Origin of the sequence: Leptolyngbya iicbica LK (assembly GCF_004212215.1) — a bacterium.
Lineage (GTDB): Bacteria > Cyanobacteriota > Cyanobacteriia > Phormidesmidales > Phormidesmidaceae > Halomicronema > Halomicronema iicbica.
The window spans coordinates 776,596-792,271 of the sequence record NZ_QVFV01000001.1 but is presented as its reverse complement, the minus strand read 5'-3'; the positions used below and the strand labels follow the sequence as shown (position 1 = coordinate 792,271).

General features: G+C 56.1%; 16 protein-coding genes. 3 read left to right on the top strand and 13 right to left on the bottom strand.

Features of this window, described 5'->3' with window-relative positions; all coding sequences use genetic code 11:
* Positions 1–2: 2 nt before the first annotated feature.
* A complete protein-coding gene (locus DYY88_RS03430) occupies positions 3–977 on the bottom strand; it encodes a hypothetical protein (RefSeq protein WP_052288224.1) in 975 nt (324 codons plus the stop codon).
* On the opposite strand from DYY88_RS03430, the gene DYY88_RS23955 reads away from it, so the two are divergent.
* A complete protein-coding gene (locus DYY88_RS23955) occupies positions 976–1,116 on the top strand; it encodes a hypothetical protein (protein ID WP_160299500.1) in 141 nt (46 codons plus the stop codon). The two genes, DYY88_RS03430 and DYY88_RS23955, sit on opposite strands and share 2 nt — an antisense overlap.
* A 39-nt stretch (positions 1,117–1,155) precedes the next feature.
* Here the strand turns inward: DYY88_RS23955 and DYY88_RS03425 are convergent, their stop codons facing one another.
* The 4 genes from DYY88_RS03425 to DYY88_RS03410 form a co-directional block, all read right to left on the bottom strand.
* Positions 1,156–2,223, bottom strand: a complete 1,068-nt coding sequence (locus DYY88_RS03425; protein ID WP_039725399.1) for an ABC transporter ATP-binding protein — start codon at positions 2,221–2,223, stop codon at positions 1,156–1,158.
* A 188-nt stretch (positions 2,224–2,411) separates the two neighbouring features.
* The gene (locus DYY88_RS03420) at positions 2,412–3,302 is read right to left on the bottom strand and encodes a carbohydrate ABC transporter permease (RefSeq protein WP_039725398.1); all 891 of its coding nucleotides are present in this window, start codon (positions 3,300–3,302) and stop codon (positions 2,412–2,414) included.
* 2 nt (positions 3,303–3,304) lie between these two features.
* Positions 3,305–4,213 carry a carbohydrate ABC transporter permease gene (locus DYY88_RS03415; protein ID WP_039725397.1) on the bottom strand — a complete coding sequence of 303 codons (909 nt, stop codon included), beginning with the start codon at positions 4,211–4,213 and terminating at the stop codon, positions 3,305–3,307.
* Between the two features lie 135 nt (positions 4,214–4,348).
* On the bottom strand, positions 4,349–5,659 hold the full coding sequence (locus tag DYY88_RS03410) for an ABC transporter substrate-binding protein (RefSeq protein ID WP_039725396.1): 1,311 nt from the start codon (positions 5,657–5,659) through the stop codon (positions 4,349–4,351).
* Positions 5,660–5,868: 209 nt separating this feature from the next.
* On the opposite strand from DYY88_RS03410, the gene DYY88_RS03405 reads away from it, so the two are divergent.
* Positions 5,869–6,789 carry a lysophospholipid acyltransferase family protein gene (locus DYY88_RS03405; protein ID WP_236146298.1) on the top strand — a complete coding sequence of 307 codons (921 nt, stop codon included), beginning with the start codon at positions 5,869–5,871 and terminating at the stop codon, positions 6,787–6,789.
* A gap of 82 nt (positions 6,790–6,871) precedes the next feature.
* On the opposite strand, the gene DYY88_RS03400 is transcribed toward DYY88_RS03405, so the two are convergent.
* Positions 6,872–7,456, bottom strand: a complete 585-nt coding sequence (locus DYY88_RS03400; RefSeq protein ID WP_052288223.1) for a pentapeptide repeat-containing protein — start codon at positions 7,454–7,456, stop codon at positions 6,872–6,874.
* Positions 7,457–7,809: 353 nt separating this feature from the next.
* Here DYY88_RS03400 and DYY88_RS03395 point away from each other — a divergent pair, with 353 nt between their 5' ends.
* Complete coding sequence (locus DYY88_RS03395; RefSeq protein ID WP_039725395.1) at positions 7,810–9,027, top strand: DUF3747 domain-containing protein; 1,218 nt, start codon at positions 7,810–7,812, stop codon at positions 9,025–9,027.
* A gap of 156 nt (positions 9,028–9,183) precedes the next feature.
* On the opposite strand, the gene DYY88_RS03390 is transcribed toward DYY88_RS03395, so the two are convergent.
* The 7 genes from DYY88_RS03390 to DYY88_RS03360 all read right to left on the bottom strand — a co-directional run bounded on the left by DYY88_RS03390 (position 9,184) and on the right by DYY88_RS03360 (position 15,573).
* Positions 9,184–9,921: a 2-phosphosulfolactate phosphatase family protein gene (locus DYY88_RS03390; RefSeq protein ID WP_039725394.1), complete on the bottom strand. Its 738-nt coding sequence runs from the start codon at positions 9,919–9,921 to the stop codon at positions 9,184–9,186.
* 72 nt (positions 9,922–9,993) lie between these two features.
* Positions 9,994–10,500 carry a DUF2085 domain-containing protein gene (locus tag DYY88_RS03385; protein WP_039725393.1) on the bottom strand — a complete coding sequence of 169 codons (507 nt, stop codon included), beginning with the start codon at positions 10,498–10,500 and terminating at the stop codon, positions 9,994–9,996.
* A 191-nt stretch (positions 10,501–10,691) separates the two neighbouring features.
* A complete protein-coding gene (locus tag DYY88_RS03380) occupies positions 10,692–11,141 on the bottom strand; it encodes a tellurite resistance TerB family protein (protein ID WP_039725392.1) in 450 nt (149 codons plus the stop codon).
* A 302-nt stretch (positions 11,142–11,443) separates the two neighbouring features.
* Positions 11,444–12,187: a DUF554 domain-containing protein gene (locus tag DYY88_RS03375; protein ID WP_039725391.1), complete on the bottom strand. Its 744-nt coding sequence runs from the start codon at positions 12,185–12,187 to the stop codon at positions 11,444–11,446.
* Between the two features lie 99 nt (positions 12,188–12,286).
* Positions 12,287–12,889, bottom strand: a complete 603-nt coding sequence (locus DYY88_RS03370) for a hypothetical protein (RefSeq protein ID WP_130199312.1) — start codon at positions 12,887–12,889, stop codon at positions 12,287–12,289.
* 195 nt (positions 12,890–13,084) lie between these two features.
* Entirely contained in the window at positions 13,085–14,464 is a 1,380-nt protein-coding gene (locus DYY88_RS03365) for a DUF2330 domain-containing protein (protein ID WP_044150938.1), read from the bottom strand.
* A 206-nt stretch (positions 14,465–14,670) separates the two neighbouring features.
* On the bottom strand, positions 14,671–15,573 hold the full coding sequence (locus DYY88_RS03360; protein WP_039725389.1) for an RnfABCDGE type electron transport complex subunit D: 903 nt from the start codon (positions 15,571–15,573) through the stop codon (positions 14,671–14,673).
* Positions 15,574–15,676 lie beyond the last annotated feature (103 nt).

Genomic DNA, 15,676 nt, shown 5'->3' with positions numbered 1-15,676 from the left:
GACTAGGGGGTCTTCGCGGTTGCGGGCGGGGGACCAAACAGACTGTCTAAATGGGCTGGCGTCAGGGTGCGATTCCAGTCCCACAGGGCTTTAATCACCTGGTCGAAGGTATAGAGCAGCGCCAGACGATGGGACGGTGACCACTGTTGCCAAGCCAGCTCGTGCATCATGCGGCGGAGGGTGTGCAATAAACTGCCTTGGGTGGTGCGATCGCTCAGTTTCCGCACCATAGCCTGCCCTAAGGTGTGCCCAATTTTGACTAGCGAAGAATCGGGATAGGCCCACATGCCAAAGCCCCAAAACTTAGTCATATGGTTGATTTCGTCAATGAGCAACTCGGCCAGCACCGCCTGCAAGGCGCCAGTCGAGTGGGCCATCATCCAAATGTATAAGCAGGTAGCGCCATACTCGGTGGCGACTCGATGGAGTCCGTGGCGATAGAGGTTTTCGTGGGGGTCGGCGGCGGGTTGATAGGGCCGCGCCGCATGGGGCACGATGTCCGGCTTTTCGCCACTCAGTAGGGTGTAGAGCTTGGCTAGGGCGGGGGTGTGGCGTTTCTCTTCCCGTTCCCAGAGACCCACCTCTACCAGCTTGCCAGACTCGTCGAGTTGCCCCCCAACGTATCGCGCCATGGCCGGGTACAGCTGGGCTAAATATTGACGGCTGCTCTGGGTGTAGCCGCGAATGGGCGCTTCGGTATTGATGGTGCCGAGCAGGGTGGCGCAAAAGGTGGCGCGGTCGATGCCAATGAGTTGGTCGGGATGGACGTCGCCCCAAGCGATCGCACCCCAAGGGCGCACGGTGGGATGGGCGAGCTGTTGGGGCAACTCGGCTAAGCGATCGCACAAAATCGCTTCTGTGACATAGCACTGCCGCAGTCGCCGCACCCGCTGCAAGATTTGCAGCCCGTTCATCCTGGGGGCAAATTCCCCCGCCAAATCTGTATAGCGGACATTCTCAGTGAGGACGTAAGTCATGGCGATACCTAAGGTGTGGTGTCTCGCCAAACTTAGCCACTGCCTCAGCGATCGTCAGTCGGTCAAAGTCCGTTACCGCAGTTACTTATCCGCCCTTCAAGGTCGGAAAATGTCGGTTGTGATCACGCTGGTCGTTTAGCTCCAATGCAAGCATTGAGGCGCGATCGCGAGCCTTGCCTTATTCAATGCGGGCTCCCGTTTCAGTGCTAAACCAGTGAACAGCGTGGGGAGGAATCGCCAGTTCCAAGTTTTCTCGCTGCCAGGTGGCGTCGGCGGGAATCAAAGAGCGGATCACCAGATTTTCATCCCCGTGGACGCGCAGACTCACCAGGTCGCTCATGCCCAGGTTTTCGACCAAAAAGACGTCGCCGCGAATCGTTTGACTGTCACCTTCCTCAGGTAATCGCACATGTTCGGGCCGAATGCCCAAAACCACCGTGCTCTGAGACTGTGCTGCTTCGGGCATCGCCACTTTGAAGTCGCCCAACAGGACCGCGCCACCGACTTGCTCGGTGTCGATCAAATTCATCTGGGGGCTACCGATGAATCCGGCCACAAATTTATTGGCAGGTGTCTTGTAGATTTCGGTGGGGGTACCCAATTGCTGCAAGTAGCCTTCGCTGAGCACTGCCACCTTGGTCGAGAGAGTCATCGCTTCGGTCTGGTCGTGGGTGACGTACACCACGGGCGACTTTTGGCGATCGAAGATCTGCTTCAGGTCGGCCCGCACCTGCTCTCGCAGCAGAGCGTCCAGGTTACTCAGCGGCTCATCAAGCAAAAAGGCGTCTGGCTCTCGCACCAGGGCGCGGCCCAAGGCCACCCGCTGACGCTGTCCGCCCGAAAGCTGGGAGGGGCGGCGATCCATTAGCGGATCAAGACCCAGCACCTGCGACGCATCTTGAATGCGCTTCTGAATTTCGCCCGCTGGCATGTTGCGCAGCTTCAACCCTGAAGCGATGTTTTCGTACACCGTCATGTGGGGATACAGCGCATAGCTCTGGAACACCATGGCGATGTTCCGTTCCTTCGGCGGCAGGGGATTCACGTCTTCACCGTTGATCAGGACTTTGCCGCCAGTGGCCTGTTCTAGCCCCGCGATGACGCGCAGAATGGTGGACTTGCCGCAGCCAGACGGCCCCACCAGGGTCAAAAACTCGTTGTTGCCCACGCTGAGGCTGAGATCCTTCACGGGCACAACTTTGCGGCTGTAGGCTTTGGTCAGGTTTTCGAGTTCGAGAGTAGACATGGGTTTGTTGGGGTAGGTGGGTGGATCGGGTAGGGGCGAGGCATTTTGGTTGTCACTATGCGGATGAGAACCGTCACGTTGTTTCCAAAATGCCTCGCCCGTACAGAGGTTGATGGGTTGTCACTATGCGGATGAGAACCGTCACGTTGTTCCCAAAATGCCTCGCCCGTACAGAGGAGGAGATGGAATCAGCCTTTGACGGAGCCAGCAGTGAGGCCCTGGACGATTTTGCGCTGGAAGAACAGCACCAGCAGCACCAGCGGCAGGGTGCCGACGACGGTCGCGGCGGCTAAGGGACCATAGGGCACTTCAAACAGGCTGGTGCCGCCGAGTTGCGCCGCTGCCACGGGAATCGTTTTCATCGATTCTTGGGTGATGAAGGTAAGGGCAAAAATGAACTCATTCCACGCAAAGATGAAGGCCAGGATGCCGGTGGTGACCAAGGCGGGCAGGGTCATCGGCAGAATGATTTGCCACAGCATTTGGATGACGTTATAGCCATCGACTTTGGCGGAATCCTCCAGATCTCTGGGCAACTGTTGGAAGAAGCTGCGCATCACCAGAATGGTCAGAGGCATGTTGATGGCGGTGTAAGGAATGATCAGCGCCAGGTAGTTGTTGGCCAGTCCCGTGAACTGCACCAATCGCAACAGTCCCAAGAACAGCAGGATATAGGGGAATAGAGTGACGCCCATGACACAGGTGAGCACGATACGCTCGCCGGGAATCCGCAACCGGGCTAGCGCATAGGCGGCAGGGGAGCCAATGCCTAAACACAATAGGGTCGATACCACCGCGACGAACAAACTGTTCAAGATGTAGATGTGAAATTGGTTGAGGGTGAACAGCTGCACATAGTGTTCGAACGTGAACTGATCCCACGAAGGAATGTAGACGACGGAATCGGCGGTAATGGCGTCGTTCGTCTTGATGGAGGTCAGCAGCTCCCACATGGGTGGGCCGAGGCTGAATAACACCGTGAAGATGACGGCGGCCCACATGGCGATGCGCTGCCAGGGAATGCTGCGCCCCTGAGACTCACTCGACTGTGGTGTGACAGGCTGTGGTGCAGTAGTCATGATTATTCAACCCCCGTTGCAGTACGTGATTTGGAAATGCTGAGACCAGCGATCGCCACCACGCTGATCAAAATCAGGAACGTGACCACCACCAACGCGGCACCGTAGCCAAAGTCCAGATAGCGCATGACGGTGTCGTAAATGTAGAGCGACACCATTTCCGTCGCGCCGCCGGGGCCACCGCCCGTCATCACTAGCACCAAGTCAAAAATGCCGAAGGCCAGGGCAAAGCGGAACAGCATCGCAATGAGAATCTGCGGCATGATCAGCGGCAGGGTGATTTGCCGAAAGCTCTGCCAGGGGGATGCCCCATCGATCGCGTGCGCTTCGTAAAGATCCTGGGGAATCGATTGCAGGCCCGCCAGCAGCAAAATGGCGACGAACGACGTGGTCTTCCACACGTCAGCGGCAATCACCGCCACCATGGCCCAGACGGGATCGCCTAGCCAACTGATGGAGTCGGGAATGATGTGAAACCAGTTCACCAGCATGTCGTTCCACACGCCGAACTGGTCGTTGAAAATCCAGCGCCAGGCGAGGGCGATCAGCGCCGTCGGCAAGGCCCAGGGCAAAATCGCGGCGGTGCGGACAAATCCTCGTCCCCGAAACGTTTGGTCTAAGGTGAGGGCAATGCCCAGCCCGAGTCCTAACTCAAAGATTAAGGACACGACGGTGAACACTGCTGTGTTCCAAATGCTGTTCCAAAAGCGACCGTCGAGTGCCAGCCGCACATAGTTGTCTAAGCCAGAAAACTCACGGTTCAGATTGGTGCTGAGGTTTTCCGTGAATAGGCTGGAAACGAAGGCCCAGATGATGGGGTAAGCGTAAACCAGCAGCAGCACCAGCACAGCGGGAATGGTGAGATACCAACCCGTGCGGTGCTCTCTTTGGCGAATGTAGTCTTGAGTCATGGCGCGATCGCACTCTTTTCTTGAGAACAACAATTAATGAGAACAACAATTAAAAGGAGGGCAGGGGAGCCTGGGATAAAAGGAGGGCAGGGGAGCCTGGGAGCCAGGGGGCGGAGGAGCAGAGGGGCGGAGGAGCTAGGCGCGATCGCTGTTGAGGACGCGACGGCTTTCCCCGGCGGCCTTAGCCATGGCGGCTTCGGGCGTCATCTGATCCGTCAGGGCTGAGCTCAGGTAGCGCTGCAAAATGTCAGAAAGTTGCGCGTATTGACCAATGGGCGGACGTGGCACGGTCGTTTCGGCCACTTCTAGCAGCTGCTCGTAATGGGGAAACTTGGCGAGAATGTCAGGATCGGTGAACAGGTCGCGGCGACTGGGCACGTAGGCGTATTCCAGCGCGAACTGCTTTTGCCCCTGGCGACTGGTGAAAAAGTCCACGACTTCCCAGGCTTCCTCAGGGTGCGAGGTAGACGCGGCGACGCCAAAGCCCCAACCGCCTAGACACGCCGCTGGATTTTCGTCAGGCGCGTGCACCATTGGCTTCAACGCAATGTTGCCCTGCACTGGGGAACCGTCCTTATTGGCTTCTGCCCAGACGTAGGGCCAGTTCCGCAAGAAGACGGCGTTGCCGTTTTCAAACACCCGCAGGGAATCTTCTTCCAAATAGTTGGTCACCCCTGCGGGAGTGATGCCCTTGTCGATGACCTGTTTCATAAACTTGACGGCGTTGATGCCCGCTTCGCTGTCGAGCCCGACTTCCAGGGTCTCTGGATTCACCCAATAGCCGCCGTAGCCCGCAATAATCTCGACAAAATTGGTAACCAAGCCTTCGTACTGAAGCCCTTGCCACACATAGCCATAGGGCACGTCGGTCGTTTCTTGAATGGTTTCTGAAGCCTGAATCAGGTCGGAAAAAGTTTCGGGGGGAGCCGCACCAATTTCGTCCAGCAGGTCGGTGCGGTAGTAGAGCATGCCCATGGCGGAGCGGAAGGGCATCCGATAAAGTCCTCCCTGATAGCGGCCCGCGGCCACGTCGGCATCCAAAAAGGCGCTGAGGTCGTCGTCGCTGACGCGATCGCTCAAATCTTGCAACCACCCGGCAGCAGCAAACTTAGGAATCCACACCACGTCGGAGTAGACCAAATCGTAGGGCGAGTCGCCCAGTAGAAACGAGGTTGTGTAGAGGTTTTCGACGTTGTCGGCGGCATTCGGCCCTTCCACTAAGTCAATCTTGATATCGGGATGCTCGGCCTCGAACTCGTCGGCCAGAAGTTGCAGCTGCTGCGCCTCCACCGCTCTAACCAGGAACGTAATCGTAATGGGCTCGGACTGTGACCATCCCACCGCACCGATCGCGGCAAGGGTCATGCCGGTTGCGATCGCCAGCAGCACCCAGCGACGCAGTTGACGTCTACCGAAGTGAAGCCAGTTGCGAAGAGTGTGAGTCATCAAGCTGTCCAATTCACCAATCGGATAGCCGCACTTGACTATCCATATAGTCATTGAATCCGAGACAACAACGACCTTCACCCATCTAAAGAGGGGATCACTCCTCTATCGATAAATAGAATTTTAAGAATTGCGTGGAGGGCTGAAGAAAGCGGTGGAGGCTCGGCAGCTGTCGGCCACACTAATAAATATTGTTTGCGAGAAGATTTTTGACTTTGCAGGTGTTGACTGATTGGCAGAACCGCTTTCGCCCCTTTTGCGAACTGGCCCAGCAAGCGGCGATCGCCCCCCCCGATAAGCTCAGCGGTTTATCTTTAGACGAGCGCTCCCCCGAAAATATTGAGCGGTTATTGCCGCTACTGGAGTGGGTCACGAATACCTACTTTCACACCCAAACCGACGGATGGGAGCACATACCCGATGGTCAGGTGATGTTGATCGGTTCTCATAATGGCGGGTTGGCGGCACCCGATACGCTGGCCATGACCTACGAATGGTTTCACCAATTTGGGACGGAACGGCTCATTTATGCGCTGATGGATTCGCGCATGTGGCAGATCATCATGCCTGCAGTGGCCCGCATGGGAGTGCATATGGGCGCCATCCGGGCGGAACCGCGCATGGCGATCGCGGCCCTCAAACGGGGAGCCAGTTTAGCGATTTATCCGGGCGGCGCCAAGGATGTATTTCGCCCCTATGCGCTGCGACACCGCATCTTTCTCAATGGCAATCAGGGCTTTGTCAAACTCGCCCTGGCCCATGAAGTCCCGATTGTGCCGATGATTTCCCATGGCGCGCACGAAACGCTGATTGTGCTGGCGGAAATTTACGACAACATCAAGGCGATCGCCCCCGGTCAAATTCCCTGGCTATTTGGCATTGACCCGAGCGTATTTCCGATTTATCTCGGTTGGCCCTGGGGGCTCGCGATCGGCCCGCTGCCCAACATTCCCTTTCCGCGCCCCATCCACACCCGTATTTGTCCGCCGATTTGGTTCGAGCGGTATGGCGAAGCCGCTGCCCGCGATCGCGCCTATGTCGATCAGTGTTATCGGCTAGTCGAGAGGACGATGCAGCAGCACCTCGATCAGCTTGTGGTCGAATGTGAGGGTGGCAGGGTGACGGGGTAGCAGGGTGTAAGAGTGAGCCACGGCGAGATTGCTCTAGTCAGCCTAGACAATGGTCAGGTGTTATTTGCTTTCGGCGAGCGCTTCATTCATTGGTGACGGCTTCGCCGGCTGGCTCCGAGACACAGCCATAGCGATAATCGCCATAGGCAATATCGGCCCCACAGAGAATCGCTCCCTGAAAATTGACGCTGACCAGGGTGGCATCACTCAAGTCGGCCCCCACCATCAGCGTGTTAACAAATTGGGTGCGCTCGACAAACGCTCTGCCAAAGCGCGTTTCGTACAGTGAGGCGTCGGTAAAGTCACTCAAATAAATCAGGCTTTGATCAAGCTGAGCCGAGTTGAAATTAGCCGCGATCGCGGACACCGAGGTCAAATACGCCCCGGTCAGATTGGCCCCACTCAAATCCGCATTGTCCAGATTGGCCTGAAAGAAATTGGCCTCCGACAAATCAGCTTGTTCGAGGTTGGCTCCACTCAGATCTAAACGCCGCAAATCAGCGCCCGACAAATCGCACCGAGGGCAAGATCGCGTCTGCAATAGCTGGCTGAGCGCGGCCTCATCCAAAGTGCGACCCGGCGTTGCCCAAGCCGCTACTCCCAATACGGCCAGCACCAACGTAGAGCAGAAAGATAAAGATTGAACCGGGCGATCGCAGCGCATCATCGCATCCTTTTCCTATCGCTAGTCGGAGACTGTTTAGAGAACTTTTCCTAGCATGCCCCGCCCAACACTTTACTCTCAAGCCAAAAGCAGGACGATGAAACACTTCTTCGAAAAAACACCGCATCCGGAAAGAGTTCCTAAATATTTTGGAACAAATCGGCTCCTGCCTCCGCGATTCCTTTCATAATAGCCATGCCTCAAGTTACCTAGACTTGGTTGATCAAACTCGCCGGATTCCCTTTTCGTTGCCCGCGTTGATCACCGCTGTTACGTTTCAGCAGTCCATGGCCTCTGAGGGCACTCGCACATACCAGCAACCGTCTCTAAAAAGAGTGAGATACAACGAGTTAATTATGAAATCAGTGAAAGCATTGAAATTGATGGTGGCCGCCGCCGCCACCACCGTTGGCATCATGGGGAGCTTTACGTCGGCTCAAGCGATCGATTTTCAAGCCGTTGAAGTAGACGAAAGCAGCATGATTTCGGTGGCCATTCCTGCCGGCAGTCTCGTCCCTTACAAACTCTGGCTAATTCGCGAAACGCAACCTGGGGCCAACTGCTTTTCTGTTAATGGCGATAACCCGGGCATTGTAGAGCCCCTGTGGCAAGTTAACAGCGGTTGTGGCGCCGGGTTTGATTCCAACGCCTACTCCATTCGCGTTGGGGGAGAAGAATTGCGCGGCCAGTATGCCCTGACTGTTGAAGAGCGTAACGGCGAGTTACTGCTGCTGGGTAAACCTCTCCGGGGCCGCTCTTTTGTCATTGGTCGTACGGGGGGCATCGTCCCCGGTGGCTATATGGAAATCGATTTGGATCCCGGTTGGCGCATTACTCAGCGCTTTTATGACGGGAGTCGGCTGAGCCATTTTTATTACACCAATGATGCATCGCTGGCTTCATTGTTAGATGACGGCCCGATTGTCACCGATCCCACGCCGCCAACTACACCGCCAACCACGCCGCCGCAATATCCCTTCCCTGATATTCAGAGAGATATCTATGCGGCTGAGATTACCGCTGCCTACAACATGGGGATCGTCGCTGGGGGCACCGACGGCAACTTTGATCCGCTGCGGCCCGTCACCCGAGAAGAGGCGGCTTCCATCGTGGTAGAAGCACTCAGGACTAGAGGATTCACCATCCCCGATACGACAACGCGAGCCCCCTTCCCCGATGTGCCAGCAAATCGTTGGAGTGCGGCCAAGATTTCTGCCCTGGCAAGTCGGGGTATTCTCGCAGGGGATCCCAGTGGCTTGTTCCGCCCCACGGATACCGTGACGCGGGCTGAGGTGATGTCAATGTTGCGGCGGGCATCTGAGCAAATCGTGGCGGCGGGTTCCCAAGATGTGCGGGCAGCTCGGTTAACGCCGACGGGAGATGTCTTTAACTTCTCTGACACGGCAGGTCACTGGAACCAAGAAACCATCGCCATGATGTCGGCTTACTGCAATATCGCGACGCCTTACAACGAGCGAGGCACGGCCTTCCAACCCAATGCAGCTTCGTTGCGTAACTACACGACAGCGGCGACCTTCCGCATGGTCGATTGTGGTGCAACCCCTCTGCCCTAATAGGCGTGGGTAGCATCATCTAGCTGCTAAGTTGATGACGATATGGTCAGGAGGGGGCCAACCCCGATCGCTTCCTCCTGATAAACAGCCTGTATGGCAAGGGTATGTCCTGCTATACAAGCTGTTTTATGGAAGCTAGCAGCTGAGCAGATCGATTTAGGAATTGAGGACAAGCGTACCGGGTTCGGATTGGATGGGCACCAAATCCAACACGTCGAGTTGCGCGCAATATTTCAGATCCTCTTCTTGATGGAGGCCCAGCAGGCGTTGACCGTGGCTCGCGCATTGCAGCAGTTCTAGCAAAGAGTCTTGCCATTGCTCATACAGGCTCACGGCGGCGATCGCGGAGTCATTGCCCGCCAGCGTTTTGAGATCAGAGCCTAACTGAGCGGCTAACTGGTGGACGATCGCCCCGGCACAGACGGTATCTTCTAACGAATAATCGCCTTGCCAGCCAGAACCCACTAGCCACACCTCAGCCGGGTTTTGTTGCAGCACAAAGTTGACGACAGCCTGGCGAGTCGTGAGGGCTGCGGTAATGACTACCGGAGCTTGCTGAATGCGCTGTAGACAGCGAGTGCCATTGGTGGTGCTCATGAATAAGTGGCGACCATGGGAGCGCTCTTGGGTATGGTCGAGGGGTGAATTGCCCAAATCAAACCCCTCAACTTTTGCCCCGCCTCGTTCTCCTGCCAGGAGCCGTTTGTCGGCTGGGCAAGCGTCGCTTTTGGTGCGCAGTTCGTCGAGGTCGCTGAAGACGTGAATGGACTCAGCACCAACATTGAAAGCGGCGGCCATGGTCGAGGTGGCGCGTAAAACATCGATCGCGATCGCGCAATCGGGTAAATTTCCTTCCGGAACTTCTTCGGGGGTGTGATAGACAAATACCTTCACAAATCAGGGATGCTCCAACATAGCTAGCGGTGCCAACTTTTCATTCTAGGGGCAGAGCATCCCAAAAGGTTATCAATCTTCTTTGGGATGACCATGGAAGATGGGCATGATGTAGGCTCCAAGGCCGATCCCCGCGATCGCCCCGAACAGAGTCATACGGACGTTATCCATCGGCCACCAGTCAAACCCTTGCAGCGCCAACTCGGCGGGATAAGCCATACAGAGAGCAAAGGTGAGGCCAAACCCCACTAAGCCATACTGATCTAACCAGTAGGCCGATTGGCCGCGATCGCGCTGATAGAGCCAGCGCATCCCGATCAGGCCAAAAATCGTGCCGTAGCAGCGCATACACACCGCCGCGATGTGGTCGCCCGCCAGCGCCACCCCCATCTCCGGTTGAGGACAAACCTGTCGCCCCATGAAATAAATGATGTCGCTAATCTGCACCAGGATGGGGATACCCGATGCCGCCAAAAAAGGCGCGGCAAATGGCCCGCTCACCATAGCCAACAATACTAGGTCAGCAAACCAACTTAACCAAGTTCGCTGAAACGGACGCGCAGAAACAGAACCTTGCATCGGGGAAACGACTCAATACACTGTTAATGATTGTAAACACCTCAGTGCCGTCGCGTGGGCGATCGCAATTTTTTTGATGACATCACGCGGCGGCACCCGGTCCCTGCTGGATAACCCAGACATCAAGGTCGTGCCCCAGGGACCGGGTGCCTGAAGCGATCCCTCTTGGGGATATCGGAGCCTTCGCCACGTTAACCACGATTTTTGATGGTCATTACCTGCACAATTTGCAATGCGGTGTCGCCAGGAATTTCAAGAATGCGATAGAGGTCATCCAAAAAGGCTTGTTCTTGAGCAGTGACGGTGCCATCAGACAAGACCAGATCGGTGGCGATCGCAAAGGCCGTCTCCCGCAGATCGGCGGGCAGTTGCGCTTTGGCCAAATCGATCAGCTTGCCAGGGCCTTGAATTTTCAGGATGGACAATAGCTTGTCAAACATGCGGTGCATGACTTCGTGAGAGTAGCTCTGAAACAGGTGCATCCGCTCAAGCATATGGGTCATGTCGCGCCCCTCTTGGTCGGATAAATACCCATCAGCGGCGATCGCCACCAAGGCGACGGCAGCAAACGCTTCTTCTGGCTTGAGTTCAATCTGCTGCTCAGCTTGCCCTTCGTTAAATACGCTATCGAATAACCCCATACGTCCCCGAAGTCCCTACACGGTAAACCTTCCCCATCATGGCTCAGGTTGCTAAGAGTCTCAGCGGTTTTTACGGAGTTGTTACAGGCAGGGTGTGAGAGTGGCAGGGTGGATGAGTGTGAGGGTGGCAGGGTGGATGAGTGGCAGGGTGAGTGAGGCCAAAATCAGTAGCCTATTTTCAGGAATTTAGCTCCCCCTCCCCCTAGCCCCCTAGCTCCTGGTACTGCAACTCCCCATCTCCCCTACTCCCCATCTCTCCTTAGCGCTCCCCTCATTGAAGGATGCCCGCCCACTGAATGTCTTCACTGAGGCAGGCGTAGGGCGATCGCGACCACCAATGGCCCCATCACCAGGGCAGGGAGAAATGAGGCGACGCGGATTTTGCTGACTTCCAGCAGGCCCAGGCCCAACCCAATGATCATCATGCCGCCAATGCCCGTGGTGAGCATCACCGAGGGATCGGTGGTGGGATCGACGATCACAGTGGACAGGCTCCCAGCAAGCAGCGACAGCCCCCCCTGCACCAGCAATACTGTGAATGCGGAAAAGCCGACGCCGATGCCGTAAGAGCCCGTGAGCGCGATCGCGGCAAGGCCATCCATCACGGCTTTGAGCATCAGCAGAGCATTGTCACCGGACAGGCCATTGTTGAGGCTGCCCAAAATCGTCATCGGGCCAATGCAAAAGAGCAGACTCGCGGCAACAAATCCTTCGGTAAAGCGCCCGCCCCCTTTGACTTTGGCCTTGAGGGTGTCGCCGATCGCCACCAACTTTTGCTCAAGCTGCCACCATTCCCCCAGTAGACCGCCGATGACCAGGGCCAACAGCCCCAAAATGACGCCATCAATCGGGCCAGCCTGCACCTCAAACAAGCTGCGTGACATAGCAAACCCAATCACGAGGGTCAGCAGCCCCAACGCCTGGGTGATGACTTGCTGCATGGCTAGCGGCAAATGCTGCCGCAGCAAGAGGCCCAATCCTGACCCGACGAGGACCGTGGCCACATTGATCCATGTGCCGCTGGTGCGTGCCCAAAAGCTCAACATACTTTTTCTATCTGCAAAAAAATGCCTTCCCCATTCTCACAGGGAAGAATCATTTGGACATTATTGATGCAACTTTGGCTGAACTTGGTGCAAGCTGTTTCAGGGTTGCCATGATTTTCGGGCAAAGATGCATTGCCCATACTGCCAGTTTTCGGTGAGGCTCCACTCGCTGCGAAAGCGATTAATTCGGCCTCCAAAACTCACAAAAACTTCGTACTCACCGGGTGATACGTAAATAACTTGCTCGGGAGCGCGATCGCAAAACTGTTGACCGACTTGCGGATCATCTGTGTAGCCACAGTCACGACAAGGTTCGATTACAAAGATGTAGTCCTTGTCTCCCTTCAAGGTTAGCCTCATTGTTTCTGGTGCAGCGTTTGTGACTAAAACAGCAGATTGACCATCGGAGATGACTTCATGCGTGGGATTTGGCGGTGGGAAGTTAGCCAAATTGCCATCAGAAACAGGACCACTTTGGTATGGCTGCGTCAGCGAAAACAAAAATACTCCACCCAACAAACCAACAAACCATATCCACGGTGGTAAGTTCTTCAAAGAATTTAGAACTGCCTGCTTTGACTGTTGTTGCTTCCATTTCTCATACGAGAAAGTCAATGAGCTGACTTGGCGTTTCGGTTTGGGTTGTCGTCGCGGTTGTTGAGATAAATACTGGTGCAGGTCTTCGTCGTTTTGAGAACTCATGATGGCCACCCGAAAATCTAGCTTTAGAGTTCCCACGGTGATAAGTTCGGATCTGCTTCACTACCGGAATTTGGCAATGTTGGTACTGTTCGGTGGCTGAGTTCGGAAATTCTAGGCAAAAAAATGCCTCCCCCATTGTCACAGGGAAGGCACCGCACGAAGACTGTTGATTAAAACTGAGCGGTGGGCTCTCCCTTATCCCGCTGTAGCGACTTGCTGGAACAGTTGGCTCGATCGCTGCCACAGTTCTTCCCACCAGGAGTCGTCGGACTCATCGACGGGGCGCACCCCCACTGCGGGCAACCGACGGCGAATGTCGTTGATGTCCCACCCGGTGAGGCGGGCCAGGGTTTGGGCCTCTTGTTCAAAGCGGGCGGGCAGCGATCGCCGATAGTCGCGCCCCGCCGGACAGGTGGCCTCCCCCAAAAAGGGATGCTGCATCACATAGCGACCTTGGAAGAATTCCTGGTTGTTGGTTTGCTGAAAGACCAAATCTTCGGGGAATTTGTTGCGGGAGTAGCGCACATGCAGACGGGTGATGAAGACATTGCTCTCCCACGGGGAGCTGTTGGGCGCGACCCAAAACGCCCCCGCCTGTCGCAGTTCCGCCGCATTCAACGGCTCTGCCGAACAGGGATCACAGCCCGCCATGCTCCAGGCATATTCCAAAAAGGCGACTTCTTTGTTCTCCCGCTCGTAGCTGCGCTGAAACATGGCGCTGTAAAACCCACCAAACTCCTCTTCCACATAGGTTGGCAAATTGACATCAGAGGGGATTTTGACGGTGCGATAGTTGGTCAATTCCACCTGGCCGTCGGGGGTCAGCAGGTAGGCCACCAAATCCTGGTCGCCTTGAGCATTCATCATGCCGAGGCGAATCGGCAACATAAAGCGGGGCGACTCGTAGGCGATTTGGATGGGGCGCAACTGTTGAAAGCCCGCGCGATCGAACTCATCCAGATTCACCTTGGCGACGAAGAACTTGAGCCCCTGGCGAATGTAGGGCTGTAGCAGTTCGCTGGCACCGCGCGGAATATTGTAGTCATTTTGGATGAGCCAGGTTTCCAGCCCGTTGGATTCCTCGGCGCTGAGAATGACGATTTCGTATTCGCCCACGGCAAATTGCGCTTCGACCGTCACCCCCAGGGCTTCATTGCTGGCGGCCCCGCGATCGGCGGACTGGGGAGCCGCCGCTGGCAGCATCAATTCGGCTTCATCAAACAGGCGAACGGGGGCGCAAGGGTCGGGGTCAAAATATTCCACCAGGCGAGGAGCGCTGAAATCATCCAGCCGCTGCACGATCGCCGGATCGCCCACATTCACCTGACCCTCTTGCAGCACCGTCGGCACTGGCACGACCATGGCAAAGTCGCTCACCTCGCCCTGATAGTCATTGGCCATGGTCAGCACGGTGCGATCGCCATCCCGCGCGATGATGACCTGCGACGCTTCGTTATACAAACTGGTATCGGCCTTCGCCACGTAAAAGCCACAAAAAGCCCATACGGGACGAGCAAAACAGAGACAGGCAATCACCGCGATCGCCCCAATTAAGACAACACGCAAATTTTTCATGGGTATTCATTGAATTCAACAGACCTGTTTCAGCGGTCGCAATGGCACCAGTACCGCTCGGCGGAAGTTTGCATACCATTCGTGATGAGCAGAGGGGCTGGGGAGCCAGGGGGGGTAGAAACTGGCAGGGTATTCTTATTTCGGCCATGCAGCACTAGTGTCGCCGTCAGCGCTCTACTGCTCCTAAGCTGCAATCGGCACTGGCGCTAACCAATCACGGGGTTGCGGGCGGTCCCGACTTTCCAGACAAAGCGGTCGGATTGCCACAGGCGATCAAGGGCGATCGTCAGGGGCGATAGGAGAAAGAGCGCCCAAAACACGGCGGTTGAGAGATAAAAATAATTCCGCAAAACGAAGGTCAGTCCGGCAATGCTCAGCGCCCAGATCAGTCGCGCTGGCCGCGCATTGGGAATCGATCGCGGATCCGTCACCATGAATAGCGCAAATAGCAACAGCGATCCGCTAGACAGGCGATGCAGCCACACATCCCAGGTCCAGCCGAGATACAGATTTCGCATCGCTTCGAGCAGGGCGTAGCTGCCCAAAAAAGCGGCGGTCGTGTCCCAGCGGCCCACCCGCTTGAGCACCATGCCCCCCGCTCCGAGAAAAATCAGCGCGTACCAAATTTCCTCGCCCCACTGCCCTGGCGATACCCAGGCGTCGTGGGTGAAACTCAGCGCGGCAATAATGCCGATGTTGGCCGGATTGAAGCAGTGCTTGCCATCGACTTTGAGCCAAAATTTGCTGGCGATCGCCACAAACGCCGCTAACGCCATCGTGGGCCAGTGATCGACCCGCAGTAATAAACTCAGCCCCAACGCCGAAATTAGCGGACTCCGCCAATTGAACGAAAAGTTTTCCCGGATCAGTTGCCAGCGCGGGCTGGAGGTGCCAGTGGTGAGGGTGACAGGCAACAACAGTTCGCCCGTTGCTCCCACACTGGCCGCTTGATAGCTGCACCATAGCGACAAGAGCGTTTGGGTCAGCAGGGTAGTGGCGATCGCGACCCCAATCACGGCGGGTCGCAGCGTCCAATCGCGCGTAGCCAACCCCAAACACAAAAACAGCGATAAAAATAAAATCTGATAGTCACGGGCGTCTCGAAACATCGGCCAGAGCTCCAATCAGTGCAACAGCATGTGGCTAGTATGACGACGCACTCTGGAAATCAGTGGCCTTGTTTCAGCTTCTGTAACAGCATTGGGCAAAAGC